Origin of the sequence: Paraburkholderia sp. BL25I1N1, from assembly GCF_003002025.1 — a bacterium.
Classification (GTDB): domain Bacteria; phylum Pseudomonadota; class Gammaproteobacteria; order Burkholderiales; family Burkholderiaceae; genus Paraburkholderia.
The window spans coordinates 167,029-184,561 of record NZ_PVZB01000014.1 but is presented as its reverse complement, the minus strand read 5'-3'; the positions used below and the strand labels follow the sequence as shown (position 1 = coordinate 184,561).

The following is a 17,533-nucleotide window of genomic DNA, read 5'->3' as shown; positions in this document are numbered from 1 at the left end:
GAGCGGCGACGTCGAAGTTCGGATGGGATGCGGTTCATGCGCGAAAGAATACGACAAGGAAAGCGCTGGTGTAAACCGTGAATTTGCGTCGGACGGATATTTTTGTCCGCTGCGCGAGTTCATGCGGCGTTCCGATTATGAGATGTGCGGCTGACTAAAATATGACGGCGGCGCGTTGAATCGACTGTCCGACGGGCAAGGCGGCTCGCAACGAACGCAAAGAACGGTCGCCGGAAATGCAAATGGGCGCTCAGTTGAGCGCCCATTCTGAATCAGGAAGCCGGGGGTCCGCCCACCCGAAGATAGCTGCCGACGCTGATCCCGACTTATCGCCAACAATTCTAAAATCCAGGGAGACTTCCGTCAATGGACCACCTCACAGACCAGGAAATTTCCGCAGTCGCAACGCTGCTTTCCGGAGAGCGTTTGAGTACATTTCATGCGATGGCGGGCACGACTCGCGCGGCCGTTGCCCTTCATCAGCAGATGCTGCAACTCGCCGGGGCACTGATGAGCGTGACGGCGGTGATCGAAATAGCGCTGCGCAACGCGGTGTGCGATCGGCTGGCCGATCACTTTGGCGTAGACGGCTGGTTGCGTCGTCCACCCGCTTCGTTCGTTTGGAAAGTTGAGGAGCGCAGCAAGATCGAAGCGGCGGTGCGCGGAGCGCAACGAGCGGCGTATGCCAAGCTATCACCTTCTGACAAGCGTGCACTCGATCAAACGGTGTTCCGCCGTGGTGTGCCGGCGGGCCTGGCACATGAGCTCCGGGTCGACGCGCGGCAAAAAGCGATCGCTGTTCAAAGCGGCCAGGTGATTACCCAACTCACGATGTATTTCTGGAAGCGCCTCTTTTCGCGCGACTACGAACAGACTCTCTGGAAGCCGGCGCTAAAGCGCATTTTCCCGGAAAAGCAGATCGACAGGTCCGCGATTGCCGTTCAGCTTGAGCGCATCTACCAGACACGCAATCGCGTCGCACACCATGAACCGGTGTATGGTCACAGGCTGTTCGACACGCTGAGCGCGGTGGATTTCCTGGCTTCGAATCTGGGAACGGCTGGCGGCGATGGCCGCACCGCATTGCATAAAATGCTGGCGTCCGAACATGCTGCGCTCGAAAATCAGGCGCACTTGCTTCGGCGCGGAATCGAGACTGGCGTCGGCGTGAACCATCAATGCACGAAGCGCGGCCATTCGCATAACCGCGCTTCCAGAAATGCGCATGGCGAACATCGACGCACTTACGCCGATGCCGCCTGTCACATCAAACCGCGTTCGCCAGATCCGCTGCGCTCGTGAACGAATCCGCGTAAAACTCGTCTTCCGGCAGGGCGTGATGCTGCGTGAAATCGCGCTGCGCCGACTCGACCATCACCGGCGCGCCGCACGCATACACCTGATATGCCGACAGATCCGGCAGATCCTCGATCACCGCGCGATGCACGAAACCGACGCGGCCTGTCCATGCATCGCTCGCGTCCGGTTCCGAGAGCACCGGCACGAACTTGAAGTTCGGAATCTCGCGCGCCCATTGTTCGGCCAGCTCGAGCAGATACAGATCTTTCTTGCGACGTGCGCCCCAGTAGAGCGTCATCGGCCGGTTCAGGTTCTTGAACACCGCGTGTTCGACGATCGCCTTTAGCGGCGCGAAGCCCGTGCCCGAGGCAAGCAGCACGATCGGCTTGTCCGAATCCTCGCGCAGGAAGAACGTGCCGAGCGGCGCTTCGAAGCGCAGGATGTCGCGCTCTTTCATGGTGTTGAACACGTGATCGGTGAAGGCGCCGCCGGGCATGTGACGGATGTGCAATTCGATCGGGCCTTCCGCGTGGGGCGCATTCGCCATCGAATAGCTGCGGCGCTTGCCGTCTTTCAGAATGAATTCGAGGTACTGACCGGCGAGATATTGCAGACGCTCATTGGCGGGCAATTGCAGCTTCAGCACGACGACGTCGTCGGCCTTGCGCTCGATCGCGTTCACGCGGCAGGGCAGCTTCTTGACCTGTACGTCGCCGACGCCCGCCACTTCGCGGATGTCCACCTCGAGATCGGTGCAAGCGGTCGCGCAGCAAAAGAGCGCCATGCCGCGCGTCTTTTCGTCGTTCGACAAAGCCGACGACGAATGCGGACGCTGCTCGATTTCCCCACTGATCACGGTGCCCTTGCACGAACCGCAAGCGCCGTTCTTGCAGCCGTATGGCAGGCCGATGCCCTGACGCAAGGCGGCGCTGAGCACCGGTTCGTCCTGTTCTACCTGAAACTGCCGGCCGCTTTGCCGGAGCGTGACGTTAAATGCCATAAAGTGTTCGAAATCGAAAAGTCGGTAATCGTTATCGGACCCGCGTGATCGGACCCGGCGTGTGAACCGCGCGGTACGTGCCGCGCTTGACGGCTACAATGCGTCCACCATGAAAGCGACACGAAACTTCCGCCGGCCGCGCGTGTTAATCGTAGGTTGCGGCGATGTCGGCATGCGCTGCGTGCCCTTGCTGCGGCCACGCGCACATGTCTTCGCGCTGACCAGCCACGCCGGGCGGTGCGCCGAATTGCGCGCCGCGGGCGTCACGCCGCTGGTCGGCGATCTCGACGTGCGCGGCAGCCTGAAGCGGTTGGCGGGCCTCGCACCGACGGTGCTGCATCTCGCCCCGCCGCAGAAAACTGGCGACGACGACCGCCGTACCCGCGGGTTGCTCGCTACTTTAAGCACGCGCCGCGCTTCAGCGCGGGCCGCCGTGGCGCCTGCAGTCTCGCCGGTAGGGCGGTTGCGCCAACTTCGTGCCTCGTGGGCGGAATCTGGAACAGCCAATATTGTACCCGACGGGGTGCGCCGGACCGCCGGTTCGCGTGCACCCGTGCGCCTTGTGTACGCGAGCACGACGGGCGTCTATGGCGACTGCGGTGGCGCGTGGATCGACGAAACCCGCGCGACGAAGGCGGCCAACCCGCGCGCCAGGCGGCGCGTCTCGGCCGAGCGGCAATTGCGGCGCGCGAACGCGCGCGGCAGCGTCGCGGCGAGCATCGCGCGGATTCCGGGCATTTATGCGGGCAACCGCCTGCCGCTCGCGCGGCTCGAAAAGCGCACGCCGGCCCTGATCGATGCCGACGACGTCTACACCAATCATATTCACGCCGACGATCTGGCCGCGATCCTCGTGCGCCTCCTCACCCACGGGCGGCCGGGGCGCGTGGTGCACGCATCCGACGACACGTCGCTGAAAATGGGCGAGTACTTCGACGAGGTTGCCGACGCGTTCGGCCTCGCGCGCGCGCCGCGAATCACGCGAGCCGAGGCGGAGTCGCAGGTCGAGCCGACCTTGCTGTCGTTCATGCGTGAATCGAGGCGGTTGATAAACCGGCGTCTCAAAGAGGAATTGCGCGTGCGCTTGCGGTATCCGAGCGTCGAGGATTTTTTGCGTGAAAGCGTGAAAGGGTAGCCTGAACCGCGTTGTTGCGAGCCGTCTCACGCACCCAGAAAGCCATGAAAGAGCGTGGCAAAAAGCCACCTCTCCAGGCATCGCCCGGAAAAATCCCGCCCGCGCCGCGCTTCGCCACCAGCGCGGCGCGGCCTCGCGCGACCTATGTCAGCGCGGGCAATGCTTCCAGCAACAGGAAACACAGCATCGCGCCGATCAATGCGCCGATCAGGTTCGGATGATATTTATGCCGCAGCCGCATCATGACCAGCAATCCGCCGATCAGGACCAGTCCGACGCACACGAAAGCAATCATCACGGACGAAATCTGCAAACCATCGTGGATGACCATGGCGCCCCTCCTTGAACTCTTTGTAGTCTTTGTTTAAACGAGTATAGAGCGAGGTGTAAGGAAGATCATGCTGCGACGCAGCGCGCAAACAGGCGCCGCGCGCGTTATGTGGGCAGCCGCTCACGCGTTTTCCTGCGGCATCAAGAGCTTAAAGAGGCGCTACCGGTTTACCCGCTCCGTAAAGATCCGAGGTCGGTTTCGTCGAGCCATTGCCACGCGCCCGGCGCAAGCGTTGCGGGCAAGGCGAGTCCGCCGATCCGCTCGCGATGCAGCGCTTCGCATCGGTTGCCGGCGGCGGCGATCATCCGCTTGACCTGGTGATACTTGCCTTCCATCACGGTGAGCGCGAGCGTGTGAGCGCCGCGCGCCGCTGCGTCGACTGCGGCGATCGGTTTGGGCTCGCCGTGCAGCAGCACGCCGTCGCGCAGTGCGCTCAATTGCGCGTCGTCGATCGGATGACGCGTGGTCGCGACATACACCTTCGGCACTTTGCGTTTCGGCGACGTGAAGAGGTGCACGAACTTGCCGTCGTCGGAGAGGAGCAGCAGGCCGGTGGTGTCCTGATCGAGCCGGCCCACGCATTGCACGCCGCGCTCGGCGAACTGCGGCGGCAACAGGCTGAACACGCTCAGATGATGCTGCGGATCACGCGAACACTCGTAGCCCGCCGGCTTGTTCAGCAGCAGATAGGCGTCCTCGCGATACGGCCAGACGACGCCGTCCACGCTGAAGGAGAAGGTAGTGTCGCCGATGGGGAAGTCGGCGTCGGCATCGGTGCAAACAGCGCCGCCGATGCTCACGCGCGCGTCGGCGATCAGCGCGCGGCATTGGCGGCGCGAGCCGAAACCTTGAGTGAAGAGAATGCTTTCGAGATTCATGGCGAGCGAAGAATAACACCGCAAGAAGCGGAGCGCCCCGCGCCGCGAGTCGGACGACGATGAACGCTCCAATGTCCCGTCACCGGAGTTCATCGATGCACGCCACATCTGCCGCTTCATCCACACACCCACTGCCGGCCGCTTTTCGGCGGCTCGCGTGGTCGAACCTGGTCGCACAATCCGCCGAACAGATCAGCCTCGCCGCCGCGCCACTCGTCGCGGTCTTCGCACTCGGCGCCGACGCGCGCGACACGGGTCTGCTGCAAACCGCGCAGACGCTGCCGTTCCTGTTGCTGTCGACCCCGCTCGGCGTCTGGGCCGACCGCCGCTCGCGCCGCACGTTGATGACGCTCGCTGAAAGCGTGCGCGTGATCGCCATGCTGTGCGTGCTGCTGCTCGTCATGAGCCATGCGTTGAGCTTGCCGCTGCTCGCCGCGCTCGGCTTCATCGCCGCGACCGGCACGGTGGCCTACAACGTCGCGGCGCCTTCGCTGGTGCCAGCACTCGTGCCGCGCGAAGCATATGCCAGCGCGAACGGCCGGCTGGAATTGGCGCGCAGCGTGGCCTATTCCGCGGGGCCGGCGCTCGGCGGCCTGCTGGTCGGCTGGATCGGCGCGGGTTGGGCGTATGGCTGCGCGGCCGCGCTGTCGGCGCTGGCTGTCGCGTTGCTGGCGGGCTTGCGCGAACCGCCGCGCAGTGCACTGCCGCCACGTCACTTCATGCTGGAACTGCGCGACGGCACGCGTTTCGTGCTGCGCGATGCGTTGCTGCGTCCCATGCTCGCGACCGCGGTGTTCTTCAACCTCGGCTTCTTCGTACTGCAAGCGGTGTATGTGCCGTATGCGGTGCATCGGCTGGGCCTGGGCGCGTCGGCGGTGGGCGTGACGCTCGGCGCCTACGGTGTCGGCATGGTGTGCGGCGCGTTGGCCGCGCCCGCCATCGCGCGACGTCTCGCATTCGGCCGCGTGCTGATCATCGGGCCTTCGTGCGGGTTGCTCGCGTCGCTCGTGATGGTGGCCACGCTCGTTGCGCCGTCGTTCTGGTTGGCATTGCTGAGCTTCTTCCTGCTCGGCGCCGGACCGATTCTGTGGGTAGTCGGCTCGACCACGCTGCGCCAGGCGATCACGCCCGAACGGATGATGGGCCGCGTCTCCGCGCTCAACAGCACCGCCACCTACGGCGCGCGGCCGCTCGGCGCATTGCTCGGTGCCGCGATCAGCGCGCGCTGGGGTATGGAAGCGTGTCTCGTCGCGGCGGCGGTGGCCTTCCTCGTGCAGGCGTTGATCATCGTCATGTCGCCAGCGGCGCGGCTGGCCCGCATTCCGGAGCAAAGCGCGGCGGCGTGCTGAAAATGGATTTTCACGAAGCCGCACGGGTGCGCGCTTGAAATGCGTCTTTTGTTCGCAACGCGTCGGTGAAAACCCTCAAAAATGAAAATGAATTTTTTTCTGCGAGATTTCCGTGTAAATATACTTTCATTCATTTTCATTACGCCAAGCGCCAGGCCGCCTCGTTCGCATGATCCGTCAACCATCCGTTGCATCCGATTCCGCCGAGCAGGCCATCGCCGCGCGCATCGCCGCGGCCATGCCGACCCTCACGCCGATCCATCGGCGCATGGGCGACTACGTGCTGGCCAATCTGTTTCGCGCGGCGACCATGCGCATCGACGAACTGGCCAGCGTGGTCGGCGCCTCGGTGGCGACGGCGAATCGCTTCGCCCGCGCGCTCGGTTTCGACGGCTATCCGCAATTTCGTGAGGCGCTGGTGCGTGGTTTCGAGGCGACGCTCGCACCGGTCGAGCGCTTGCGCAGTGCGCAGGAATCGCTCGCAGCCGGCGACGATGTGGTCGACGCCTCGCTCGAACAGGCCGCCACTAATCTGCATGCCACCCGCACGGCAATCGACGGCGCGGCGGCCGAAGCCGCCGTCGAAGCGATCATCGCCGCGCGCCGCGTGTTCGTGCTCGGCTTCGGCGCCAGCGCGTTTCTCGCGGGTCTGATGGAACACGGCCTGATGCCTTATCACGACAACGTGCAGTCGCTCGCGCTGATGGGCGGACCGTCGCACGCCGCGCGGCGTCTGTTTGCTTCGAACGAGGGAGATCTCGTCATCGGCATCGCGTTCCCGCGTTACGTAGAAGACACGATCGAACTCGCGCATCGCGCGGCGGGCCGTGGCGCTCGCGTGCTCGCGCTCACCGACAGTCCGCGTTCGCCGCTCGCGCAATTCGCCGACATCTCGCTCTATGTCCGGGCGGACCGGCGGCTCGCGGCGAATGCCGATTCGGCCGTGCTCGCCGTGATCGAAGCGCTGTGCGACGCGGTGGCGTATCGCGCCAAGCGCTCGGTGAAGGCCGCCGCCGAGGTCAGCGAATTCCTGTTGCCGTGGCTCGTCGATCCGCAAGCCGAGGCTACCGGCACGAACGCGCGACCCGCGCGCGGCGCGGTCCGAGCCACCCGCACTCCCCGTACTCCTCGCACTACCAAAGCCAAACGATGAACTCCAACGCAGTCATTGCCATTCATGGCGGGGCAGGGACGATCCTGCGCACGTCGATGTCAGCCAGCGCCGAAGCCGAATATCACGCCGCCCTGCACGCGGTGCTGAGCGCCGGCCAGCGCGTGCTCGCCGATGGCGGCAGCGCGCTCGACGCCGTCAGCGAGGCCGTGCGTCTGCTCGAAGATTGCCCGCTTTTCAACGCGGGCCACGGCGCGGTTTATACGGCGGCCGGCACGCATGAACTTGACGCGGCGATCATGGACGGCAGCACGCTCGAAGCCGGCGCGATCTGCTGCGTGAAGCGCGTGCGCAATCCGATTCTGGCGGCGCGCCGCGTGCTCGAACGCAGCGAGCATGTGCTGTTTACCGGCGAAGGCGCGGAAGCGTTCGCCGCCGCGCAAGGACTCGAATTCGTCGAGCCGGAGTATTTCCATACTGAGGCGCGTCATCGTCAATGGCTAATCGCGCGCGGTCAACAACGCGCCATGCTCGATCACGATGGCGCGACGCTGGCCGCCGCATCATCGTCGAACGACGACGATCCCACGCCGCACGAACCGATCGATCCGAACCGCAAGTTCGGCACGGTCGGCGCGGTCGCGCTCGATCAGCACGGCCATGTGGCGGCGGCGACGTCGACAGGCGGCGTCACTAACAAGCAGGTCGGCCGGGTCGGGGACACGCCGCTGATCGGCGCGGGCTGCTATGCGGACGACGCGACCTGCGCGGTCTCGACCACCGGCTCCGGCGAAATGTTCATGCGCATGGTCGCGGCCTACGACGTCGCCGCGCAAATGGCCTACCGCAACGTGTCGTTGCAGGAAGCCGCCGACGACGTGGTGATGAACCGTCTGCCGAAGATCGACGGACGCGGCGGCCTGATCGCCGTCGATGCGCGCGGCAACGTCACGCTGCCGTTCAACACCGAAGGCATGTATCGCGGTTTCGCGCGGCTCGGCGAAAGCCCGGTGACGGCGATTTACCGCTAGTCAGTCTGGCCGCTCACAGCATGCACCCCCGTTAGCCGCGTTCGAATTCAAAGGAACTACCGTGCCGACTTCATCGCACACCGCCCGTCCGCTTATCGAGACCTTGCCGCCGCAACGCGTGCTGGCGGTCGACGATCTATCGGTCGCCTTCCGTAGCGGCGACACCACCTTCAACGCGGTGCGCAATCTGTCGCTGACGGTCGAGCGCGGCGAGACGTTGGCGATCGTCGGCGAATCGGGTTCGGGCAAATCAGTAACCTCGCTCGCGTTGATGCGGCTGATCGAGCATGGCGGTGGGCGCCTTGCCGGCGGCAGCATCGCTTTTCGGCGCCGCGACGGCGGCGTGCTCGACCTCGCGAAAGCGTCGTCCGGCACGATGCGTTCGATTCGCGGCGCCGACATCGCGATGATTTTCCAGGAGCCGATGACCTCGCTCAATCCGGTCTTCACGGTGGGCGATCAGATCAGCGAGGCGATCGCGTTGCATCAGGGTAAGAGCCGCTCTGCCGCGCACGCTGAAACGCTGCGCCTGCTCGAACTCGTGCGCATTCCCGAAGCGCGGCGCGTGGCGGCGCGCTTTCCGCATCAACTGTCGGGCGGCATGCGCCAACGCGTGATGATCGCGATGGCGCTGTCGTGCAAGCCGGCGCTGTTGATCGCCGATGAACCGACCACCGCGCTCGACGTGACGATCCAGGCGCAGATCCTGCAATTGATCCGCGGCTTGCAGGACGAGATGAACATGGGCGTGATCTTCATCACGCACGACATGGGCGTGGTCGCCGAAGTGGCCGATCGCGTGCTGGTGATGTATCGCGGCGAGAAGGTGGAAGAGGGCGCGTCCGACGCGTTGTTCGCCGCGCCGTCGCATCCTTATACGAAGGCGTTGCTCGCCGCGGTGCCGCGTCTCGGCGCGATGCAAGGCACGGATCAGCCGGCCAAGTTTCCGATCCTGACCGTCGAGCAGGCGAGCCTGAGCGGCGCGGATCAAGCCGTGCGTCCCGCAGCCGCCGTCGCCGAAGAAACGCAGCCGCTGGTGCAGGAAACCACGCCACCGATTCTGCGCGTCCGCGATCTGGTCACGCGCTTTCCGGTCAAGAGCGGAGTGTTCGGCCGCGTGACGGGCCGCGTGCATGCGGTGGAAAAAGTCAGCTTCGATTTGCGGCCCGGCGAAACACTCGCGCTGGTCGGCGAATCGGGTTGCGGCAAATCGACAACCGGCCGCTCGCTGCTGCGCCTCGTCGAAAGTCAAAGCGGGTCGATCGAATTCAACGGCCGCGAAATCAGTTCGCTGACCGGCCCCGCGTTGCAGGCGCTGCGCCGTGATATCCAGTTTATTTTCCAGGACCCGTTCGCGTCGCTGAATCCGCGCTTGACGGTCGGCTTCTCGATCATGGAGCCGCTGCTCGTGCACGGCGTCGCGCAAGGCGCCGAAGCGCAGGCGCGTGTGGCGTGGCTGCTCGACAAAGTCGGCTTGCCGCCCGAAGCCGCGCGGCGCTATCCGCACGAATTCTCCGGCGGTCAGCGGCAACGCATTGCGATTGCGCGCGCGCTGGCGTTGAACCCCAAAGTCGTGATCGCCGACGAATCCGTGTCCGCCCTCGATGTCTCCGTGCAAGCGCAGATCGTCAACCTGATGCTCGATTTACAGCGTGAACTCGGCGTCGCGTATCTGTTCATTTCACACGACATGGCCGTGGTCGAACGTGTCAGTCATCGCGTTGCGGTGATGTATCTCGGCCAGATCGTCGAGATCGGCCCGCGCCGCGCGGTGTTCGAAGCGCCGCAGCATCCGTACACGCGCAAGCTGATGGGCGCGGTGCCGGTCGCCGATCCGGCGCGCCGTCACGCCAAACGCATGCTCGCCGCCGATGAGATTCCGAGTCCGATTCGCGCGCTCAACGATGAACCGATCGTAGCGCCGCTCGTCGCGGTCGGACCGGATCATTTCGTCGCCCAGCATCACGTGGGCGGCGCGTACTAAAACCCCGTACTAAAACCTCTAGCCACACGCTTGTTCTCGCAGCATCACAACCTGTTTCATTTCGCAGCCTGGAGCCAACCTCATGAACCTGCTGGTCCCGTCTTCTCCGTTTCGTTTGCGCGCGCTGGTTAGCGGCGGCGCAGTGGTGTTCGCGATGCTCGCGGGCAATGCGGCGCACGCCGACACCACGGCAGTAATGGCCGTCGCCTCGACCTTCACGACGCTCGATCCGTACGATGCCAACGACACGCTCTCGCAAGCCGTCGCCAAGTCGTTTTATCAGGGGCTGTTCGGCTTCGACAAGGACATGAAGCTGGTCAACGTGCTGGCCGACAGCTACGAAGCCAGCCCGGATGCGAAGGTCTACACGTTCAAGCTGCGCCACGGCGTGAAGTTCCAGGACGGCACCGACTTCAACGCCACCGCGGTGAAGGCGAACTTCGACCGTGTGACGGATCCGGCGAACAAGCTCAAGCGCTACAACATGTTCAACCGCATCGAGAAGACCGAAGTGATCGATCCGTACACGGTGAAGATCACGCTGAAGGCGCCGTTCTCGGCGTTCATCAACGTGCTGGCGCATCCTTCGGCGGTGATGATTTCGCCGGACGCGCTGAAGAAGTACGGCAAGGACATCGCGTTTCATCCGGTCGGCACGGGTCCGTTCGAACTGGTGAAGTGGGATCCGGCGGGCGATCTGACGGTGAAGAAGTTTGTCGGCTACTGGAAGAAGGGCTACCCCAAGGTCGACGCGATCGACTGGAAGCCGGTGGTCGACAACAACACGCGCGCCGCGTTGATGCGCACCGGCGAAGCGGATTTCGCCTTCCAGGTGCCGTTCGAACAGGCCGCGCAATTGCAGTCGAGCCCGAAGGTCGATCTGATCGCGTCGCCGTCGATCATTCAGCGTTATATCAGCCTGAACGTGAACCAGAAGCCGTTCGACAATCCGAAGGTGCGTGAAGCGCTGAACTATGCCGTCAACAAGGACGCGCTCACCAAGGTCGTGTTCGCCGGTTACGCGACGCCGGCCGACGGCGTGGTGCCGCAAGGCGTCGACTACGCGGTGAAGCAGGGCCCGTGGCCGTACGATCCGGCCAAGGCGCGCGCGTTGTTGAAGGAAGCGGGCTATCCGAACGGTTTCGAAACCACGCTGTGGTCCGCTTATAACTACTCGACCGCGCAGAAGGTGATCCAGTTCGTGCAGCAGCAACTCGCGCAGGTGGGCATCAAGGCGCAGGTCGAAGCGCTCGAGGCAGGCCAACGCGTCGCCAAGGTGGAAAGCGCGCAGGACGCCGCGACGGCGCCGGTGCGCATGTATTACGCGGGCTGGTCGTCGTCGACGGGCGAAGCGGATTGGGCGATCACGCCGCTGCTGGCGTCGGTCTCGTTCCCGCCGAAGATGGTCAACACGGCGTACTACAAGAACGACACCGTCGACAGCGATCTGAAGCAGGCGCTCGAAACCACCGACCGTGCGAAGAAAGCCGAGCTCTATACCGACGCGCAAAAACGCATCTGGGCCGACGCGCCGTGGATCTTCCTCGTCAAGGAGAAGGTGGTGTATGCGCGCAGCAAGCGTCTGTCGGGTGCTTATGTCGCGCCGGACGGCTCGTTCAATTTCGACGAGATCGCGATCAAGTGATGAGCTGACGTGAGCGCGGGCGTGTTGTTTCATCAGCACGCCCGCGCTGCACGCTGGCTGCTTTGCTTCACTACGCGCCGCACAAGATCTTTCGTTGCCCGCATCATTGCTGGATTGGATGTCATGCTGAATTTCCTCGTCAAACGTCTCTTTGGCCTGCTGCCGACGCTTTTCATCGTCGCCGTGCTGGTGTTCCTGTTCGTGCATATGCTGCCGGGCGATCCGGCGCGGCTCGCCGCCGGTCCCGACGCGGACGAGGCGACTGTTGCGCTGGTGCGGGCCGACCTCGGGCTGAACAAGCCGATGCCGCAGCAATTCGCCAGCTTCTTCGTGAAGATCGCGCACGGCGACTTCGGCATTTCGACGCGCAGCAAGCGCCCGGTCAGCCAGGAAATCGGCGAGCGCTTCATGCCGACGCTGCTGCTCACGCTCGCCAGCATGGTGTGGGCGGTCGTGCTGGGCATGGGCATCGGCATCGTTTCGGCGGTGTGGCGCAACCGCTGGCCGGACCGGCTCGGCATGACGCTCGCGGTGTCGGGTATATCGTTTCCCGCATTCGCGCTCGGCATGCTGCTGATGGAGATCTTTTCGGTGAAGCTCGGCTGGCTGCCGATTGTCGGTGATGGTTCGTGGCAGAGCTATGTGCTGCCGTCGCTCACGCTCGGCGCGGCCGTCGCGGCGGTGATGGCGCGCTTCACGCGCGCGTCGTTCGTCGAAGTGATGAACGAGGACTTCGTGCGCACCGCGCGCGCCAAGGGCGTGCCGGAGCGTCTCGTGATCGTCAAACACTGCCTGCGCAACGCGATGATTCCCGTCATCACGATGATGGGTCTGCAATTTGGTTTTCTGCTGGGCGGTTCGATCGTGGTCGAAGTGGTGTTCAACTGGCCGGGCCTCGGACGCCTGCTGGTGGATGCCGTTTCGATGCGCGACTATCCGGTGATTCAGGCGGAAGTGCTGTTGTTCTCGCTGGAATTCATCATCATCAATCTGATCGTGGACGTGCTGTACGCCGTGATCAATCCGACCATCCGTTTCAAGTGAGGCCCGCATGAGCACGACCGCCACCGAGCCGACTGCGGCCAGCACCGTGAAAGCACAAGCCGCCATCCGCACGCCATGGAGCGAGTTCTGGCGCAAATTCCGTAAGCAGCACGTGGCGCTCGGCGCCGGCATCTTCGTGCTGCTGTTGATTGCGGTCGCGATCGTCGCGCCGCATATCGTGCCGTACGATCCGGAGAATTTTTTCGACTACGACGCGTTGAACGCGGGGCCCTCCGCTGCGCACTGGTTCGGCGTGGATTCGCTGGGCCGCGATATTTTCAGCCGAATTCTTGCGGGCTCGCGTATTTCGCTCGAAGCGGGATTTCTGTCCGTTGCGATCGGCGCGGTGATCGGCACGTTCTTCGGCTTGCTCGCCGGCTACTACGAAGGCTGGTGGGATCGCATCACCATGCGCGTGGCCGACGTGCTGTTCGCCTTTCCCGGCATTCTGCTGGCGATCGGCGTGGTGGCGATTCTCGGCAACGGCATGATCAACGTGATCTGCGCGGTCGCGATCTTCAGCATTCCGGCGTTCGCGCGGCTTGTGCGCGGCAATACGCTGATGCTCAAGCAGCTCACGTATATCGAAGCGGCGCGCAGCATCGGCGCGTCGGATTGGACGATCATCGTGCGGCACATTCTGCCGGGGACGATTTCCTCGGTGGTCGTGTACTTCACGATGCGTATCGGCACCTCGATCATCACCGCGGCGAGTCTGTCGTTTCTCGGCCTCGGCGCGCAACCGCCGACGCCGGAGTGGGGCGCGATGCTCAATGAAGCGCGCGCCGACATGGTTACGGCGCCGCACATCGCGCTGTTTCCCAGTCTCGCGATTTTCCTGACCGTGCTGGCGTTCAATCTGCTCGGCGACGGTTTGCGCGATGCGCTCGATCCGAAGCTCGACCGGCCATGAATTCGACTGCGCTTTGTGGTGCGCCGCATATCGGCGGATTGCCAAGCGGTCCGCTCGGCACGATTGCCGATGTGCAGGGCGTGACGGTTGGGCATTGCACGCTCGACCAAGGTGCCGTGCAAACCGGTGTGACCGTAATTCGTCCGCATGACGGCGATCCGTTTCTCGCGAAGGTGCCGGCGGCGGCGTCGGTGATCAACGGGTTCGGCAAAAGCATCGGGCTCGTGCAGGTCGAAGAACTCGGCACACTCGAAACGCCGATTGCGTTGACCAATACATTCGGCGTCGCGGCTGTCGCGCAGGCGCAGATTCGTGCGGCCATTCGCGCGAATCCGCAGATCGGGCGCGAGTGGTCGACGGTCAATCCCCTGGTGTTCGAATGCAATGACGGGTATCTGAACGATATCCAGGCGCTGGCCGTCACCGACCAGCATTTCGACGATGCTTATGCCGCGGCCAGTGCGGATGTAGCGAGCGGATCGATCGGTGCCGGCCGGGGCATGTCGTGCTTCGATCTGAAGGGCGGGATCGGCAACGCGTCCCGTGTGGTAATCGCAGCGGGGCGCAGCTATACCGTCGGCGCTCTGGTGCTGGCGAACTTCGGCCGGCTGCCGATGTTGACCGTCGACGGCACGCCGCTCGGCCGTGTGCTCGCCGAGCGCGCCAACAAGGAGTCAACGAAGCCCGAACAAGGCTCGATCATCATGATCGTCGCCACGGACGCGCCGCTCGACGCACGCCAGCTCAAACGTCTCTCCTTGCGCGCGGCGGCGGGTCTCGCGCGCACCGGTTCGGTCTACGGCCACGGCAGCGGCGATATCGCGCTGGCGTTTTCAACGGCCTATACGGTGCCTCACGGCGCCGACTTCATCACGCTCCCACCGCTCCTCGCCGACGAACGTCTCGACCCGCTCTTTCGCGCGTGCGCTGACAGCGTCGAGCAGGCGATTCTCGATGCCTTGTGGAGCGCCGTATCCGTAACCGGGCGCGACGCTCACCAGCGTCTATCGCTGCGTGACTCTGTGCCCGATCTTGCCCAACTATTCGAACGCACCCGCTGATGAAAGTCCTCATTTCCACCGACATCGAAGGCATTGCCGGCGTATTTCATCCTGAACAGACGCGCGCGGGCAACGGCGAATACGAAGCCGCGCGCCGCTGGATGACGCTCGAAGCCAACGCCGCCATCGAAGGCGCCTTCGCCGGTGGCGCGACGCAAGTGTGGGTCAACGATTCGCACGGCGGCTTTCGCAACCTGCTGCCCGACCTGCTCGACGCGCGCGCCCAGGTGGTGCTCGGCAAACCACGCACGTTGGGCATGATGGCCGGCCTTGAATACGGCGCGGCGCTAGTCTTCATGATCGGCTATCACGCCATGTCGCAAACGCGCGGCATCCTCGCGCACACCATCAACAGCTTTGCGTTCGCACGCGTTTCGCTGAATGGCATCGAGGTCGGCGAGGCGGGCGTATACGGCGCGCTGGCGGAAGAATATGGCGCACAGGTCGCGCTTTTATCCGGCGACGATGTCTTCGCCGAAGAAACCGCGCCGCGTTTTCCAGGCGCGCGTTTTGTCGTCACCAAGAGCGCGACCGGACATGCGAGCGGCGTGACGCAATCGCCGGCGAGCGCTCGTGCTGCAATCGAAACCGCCGCGCGCGAAGTGGTTCAGCAGCATCTCGCGAAGGGGCATGCGCGCGAATCCACCCGCAGCGAAGCGAAGCCCGTGGAATGCGAACTGCGCGTGCAAACCAGCGCGCTCGCCGATCTGTTCTGCCAATGGCCGACGCTTACGCGCGTGGATGCGGTCACGTTGCGCTTCAGCGCGGCTTCGGCGGAACATGTGGTGCGTATGCTGAATTGCCTGTCGGCGATGTCGTTCATGTTGCGCTGAGCGTGCGGTAACAGGCCGTTCTCAAATGCGATCATTTCACCGCGCTTACAGCGGCACCGTGGCGGCACGTTTCGTGAGGAAGCGTTACTCTCGTGCATTCCGGAGGCAGCGTCTTTCTCACTGAGCGGAGTACAGCATGGGTAAGCAGACTATCGCGGATTATCTGGCCAAAACACTGGCGGCGGCGGACGTCGAGCGAATCTGGGGCGTGACGGGCGACAGCCTGAACGGCCTGTCGGATAGCTTGCAACGCCTTGGTTCCATTCGCTGGATGCACACGCGCCATGAAGAAGTGGCCGCTTTCGCCGCCGGCGCCGATGCCGCCGCGACCGGCAAGCTCGCGGTCTGCGCGGGCAGTTGCGGTCCGGGCAATCTGCACCTCATCAACGGCCTGTACGACTGTCATCGCAATCATCAGCCTGTGCTCGCGATTGCCGCGCATATTCCATCGTCGGAAATCGGCCTCGGCTACTTTCAGGAAACCCATCCGCAAGAGTTGTTCAAGGAGTGCAGCCACTACGTCGAACTGGTGACGAACCCGTCGCAGTTCCCGCGCGTGTTGGCGCGCGCCATGCGCACCGCGATCGAAGAGCGCGGCGTTGCCGTGATCGTGCTGCCGGGCGATGTCGCGCTGGGCGACGCACCCGAGGAAACGCCGGCATGGGCCGGCACGCTGGAGCGTTCCACCGTGGTGCCGTCCGATGCGGATCTCGACCGGCTTGCCGATCTGCTCAACCAGGCGGGCGGCGTGACGCTGCTGTGCGGCAGCGGCTGCGCCGGCGCGCACGACGAAGTGGTCGCCTTCGCGGATCAGCTCGGCGCCCCGACCGTGCATGCGCTGCGCGGCAAGCAATACGTGGAGTGGGACAACCCGTTCGATGTCGGCATGACCGGGCTGATCGGCTTCAGCTCCGGCTATCACGCGATGATGTCGTGCGACACGCTCGTGATGCTCGGCACCGATTTCCCGTATCGCAACTTCTACCCGTCGCATGGCAACGTGGTGCAGATCGACCGGCGCGGTTCCGCGCTCGGCAAGCGAGCGCCGTTGAAGCTCGGTCTGGTCGGCGACGTGAAGGCGACCTTGCAGGCGCTAATGCCGCGGCTCAAGCACAAGAGCGACCGGCGTTTCCTGGAGAATGCGCGCAAGCACTATGCGGACACGCGCAAGGATCTCGACGACCTCGCGCGGCCATCCGCCCCGGGACGCGCGATTCATCCGCAATATCTCACCAGCATCGTCGACAAGGTCGCCAACGAGGACGCGGTGTTCTCCGCCGACGTCGGCACGCCGACGCTCTGGGCCGCGCGCTATCTGACCATGAACGGCAAGCGCTCGTTGCACGGTTCGTTCAATCACGGCTCGATGGCGAACGCGATGCCGCAAGCCCTGGGCGCGCAGGCCGCGAACCCCGGCCGCCAGGTGATCTCGCTGTCAGGCGACGGCGGCCTGTCGATGCTGCTCGGCGATCTGCTCACTGCGCGTCAGCTGGATTTGCCGATCAAGGTCGTGGTGTTCAACAACAGCGTGCTCGGCTTCGTCGCGATGGAGATGAAAGCGGGCGGTTATCTGGAAGCCGGCACCGATCTGGCCACCACCGACTTCGCAGCCATCGCGCGCGGCGCGGGAATCTACGGTGTCCGAATCGAACTGTCGGAAAACATCGAACCGGCATTGCGCGAGGCGTTCGCGCATCCGGGTCCGGCGGTGATCGACGTGGTGACCGCGAAGCACGAACTCGCCATGCCGCCGAAAATCCAGTGGGCGCAGGCCAAGGGCTTCAGCCTGTATATGCTGAAGGCGGTGCTGAACGGTCGCGGGGATGAGGTCGTCGAGCTGGCGACGACGAATCTGCGCTGAGTTGGAGTGGGTTTGTTTTGACCGGCGTATGCGCGATCGCCTTCACGCATACGCCTGA

At 64.2% G+C, this 17,533-nt stretch carries 15 protein-coding genes; 12 read left to right on the top strand and 3 right to left on the bottom strand.

Features of this window, described 5'->3' with window-relative positions; genetic code table 11:
* The first annotated feature begins 366 nt into the window (after positions 1–366).
* A complete protein-coding gene (locus tag B0G73_RS22080) occupies positions 367–1,302 on the top strand; it encodes a hypothetical protein (RefSeq protein ID WP_181196620.1) in 936 nt (311 codons plus the stop codon).
* Here B0G73_RS22080 and B0G73_RS22075 read toward each other — a convergent pair.
* Positions 1,268–2,299, bottom strand: coding sequence for a CDP-6-deoxy-delta-3,4-glucoseen reductase (locus tag B0G73_RS22075; protein ID WP_106283403.1), 1,032 nt, complete (start codon positions 2,297–2,299; stop codon positions 1,268–1,270). The two genes, B0G73_RS22080 and B0G73_RS22075, sit on opposite strands and share 35 nt — an antisense overlap.
* Before the next feature lie 109 nt (positions 2,300–2,408).
* Between B0G73_RS22075 and B0G73_RS22070 the strand changes: the two genes are divergently transcribed.
* Positions 2,409–3,434: an NAD-dependent epimerase/dehydratase family protein gene (locus B0G73_RS22070; RefSeq protein ID WP_106283402.1), complete on the top strand. Its 1,026-nt coding sequence runs from the start codon at positions 2,409–2,411 to the stop codon at positions 3,432–3,434.
* 142 nt (positions 3,435–3,576) lie between these two features.
* Here the strand turns inward: B0G73_RS22070 and B0G73_RS22065 are convergent, their stop codons facing one another.
* A complete protein-coding gene (locus B0G73_RS22065; RefSeq protein WP_106283401.1) occupies positions 3,577–3,765 on the bottom strand; it encodes a hypothetical protein in 189 nt (62 codons plus the stop codon).
* A gap of 167 nt (positions 3,766–3,932) precedes the next feature.
* A complete protein-coding gene (locus B0G73_RS22060) occupies positions 3,933–4,643 on the bottom strand; it encodes a pseudouridine synthase (RefSeq protein ID WP_106283459.1) in 711 nt (236 codons plus the stop codon).
* A gap of 95 nt (positions 4,644–4,738) precedes the next feature.
* Between B0G73_RS22060 and B0G73_RS22055 the strand changes: the two genes are divergently transcribed.
* From B0G73_RS22055 to poxB, 10 genes are all read left to right on the top strand, one after another.
* Positions 4,739–5,992: an MFS transporter gene (locus tag B0G73_RS22055; protein ID WP_106283400.1), complete on the top strand. Its 1,254-nt coding sequence runs from the start codon at positions 4,739–4,741 to the stop codon at positions 5,990–5,992.
* Between the two features lie 169 nt (positions 5,993–6,161).
* Positions 6,162–7,145 carry a MurR/RpiR family transcriptional regulator gene (locus B0G73_RS22050; RefSeq protein ID WP_106283399.1) on the top strand — a complete coding sequence of 328 codons (984 nt, stop codon included), beginning with the start codon at positions 6,162–6,164 and terminating at the stop codon, positions 7,143–7,145.
* Positions 7,142–8,134 carry an isoaspartyl peptidase/L-asparaginase family protein gene (locus B0G73_RS22045; protein ID WP_106283398.1) on the top strand — a complete coding sequence of 331 codons (993 nt, stop codon included), beginning with the start codon at positions 7,142–7,144 and terminating at the stop codon, positions 8,132–8,134. Before B0G73_RS22050 ends, B0G73_RS22045 begins: the two co-directional genes overlap by 4 nt.
* A gap of 61 nt (positions 8,135–8,195) precedes the next feature.
* Positions 8,196–10,118 carry a dipeptide ABC transporter ATP-binding protein gene (locus B0G73_RS22040; protein WP_106283397.1) on the top strand — a complete coding sequence of 641 codons (1,923 nt, stop codon included), beginning with the start codon at positions 8,196–8,198 and terminating at the stop codon, positions 10,116–10,118.
* Positions 10,119–10,200: 82 nt separating this feature from the next.
* Positions 10,201–11,763 carry a glutathione ABC transporter substrate-binding protein GsiB gene (gene gsiB, locus B0G73_RS22035; RefSeq protein ID WP_106283396.1) on the top strand — a complete coding sequence of 521 codons (1,563 nt, stop codon included), beginning with the start codon at positions 10,201–10,203 and terminating at the stop codon, positions 11,761–11,763.
* A 123-nt stretch (positions 11,764–11,886) separates the two neighbouring features.
* The gene (gene gsiC, locus B0G73_RS22030) at positions 11,887–12,807 is read left to right on the top strand and encodes a glutathione ABC transporter permease GsiC (RefSeq protein ID WP_106283395.1); all 921 of its coding nucleotides are present in this window, start codon (positions 11,887–11,889) and stop codon (positions 12,805–12,807) included.
* 7 nt (positions 12,808–12,814) lie between these two features.
* Positions 12,815–13,720, top strand: coding sequence for a glutathione ABC transporter permease GsiD (gsiD, locus tag B0G73_RS22025; RefSeq protein WP_106283394.1), 906 nt, complete (start codon positions 12,815–12,817; stop codon positions 13,718–13,720).
* The gene (locus tag B0G73_RS22020; protein ID WP_106283393.1) at positions 13,717–14,781 is read left to right on the top strand and encodes a P1 family peptidase; all 1,065 of its coding nucleotides are present in this window, start codon (positions 13,717–13,719) and stop codon (positions 14,779–14,781) included. The genes gsiD and B0G73_RS22020 overlap by 4 nt, the downstream gene beginning before the upstream one ends.
* Positions 14,781–15,614, top strand: coding sequence for a M55 family metallopeptidase (locus B0G73_RS22015; protein WP_106283392.1), 834 nt, complete (start codon positions 14,781–14,783; stop codon positions 15,612–15,614). The genes B0G73_RS22020 and B0G73_RS22015 overlap by 1 nt, the downstream gene beginning before the upstream one ends.
* Positions 15,615–15,750: 136 nt before the next feature.
* Positions 15,751–17,475, top strand: coding sequence for a ubiquinone-dependent pyruvate dehydrogenase (gene poxB, locus B0G73_RS22010; RefSeq protein WP_106283391.1), 1,725 nt, complete (start codon positions 15,751–15,753; stop codon positions 17,473–17,475).
* Positions 17,476–17,533 lie beyond the last annotated feature (58 nt).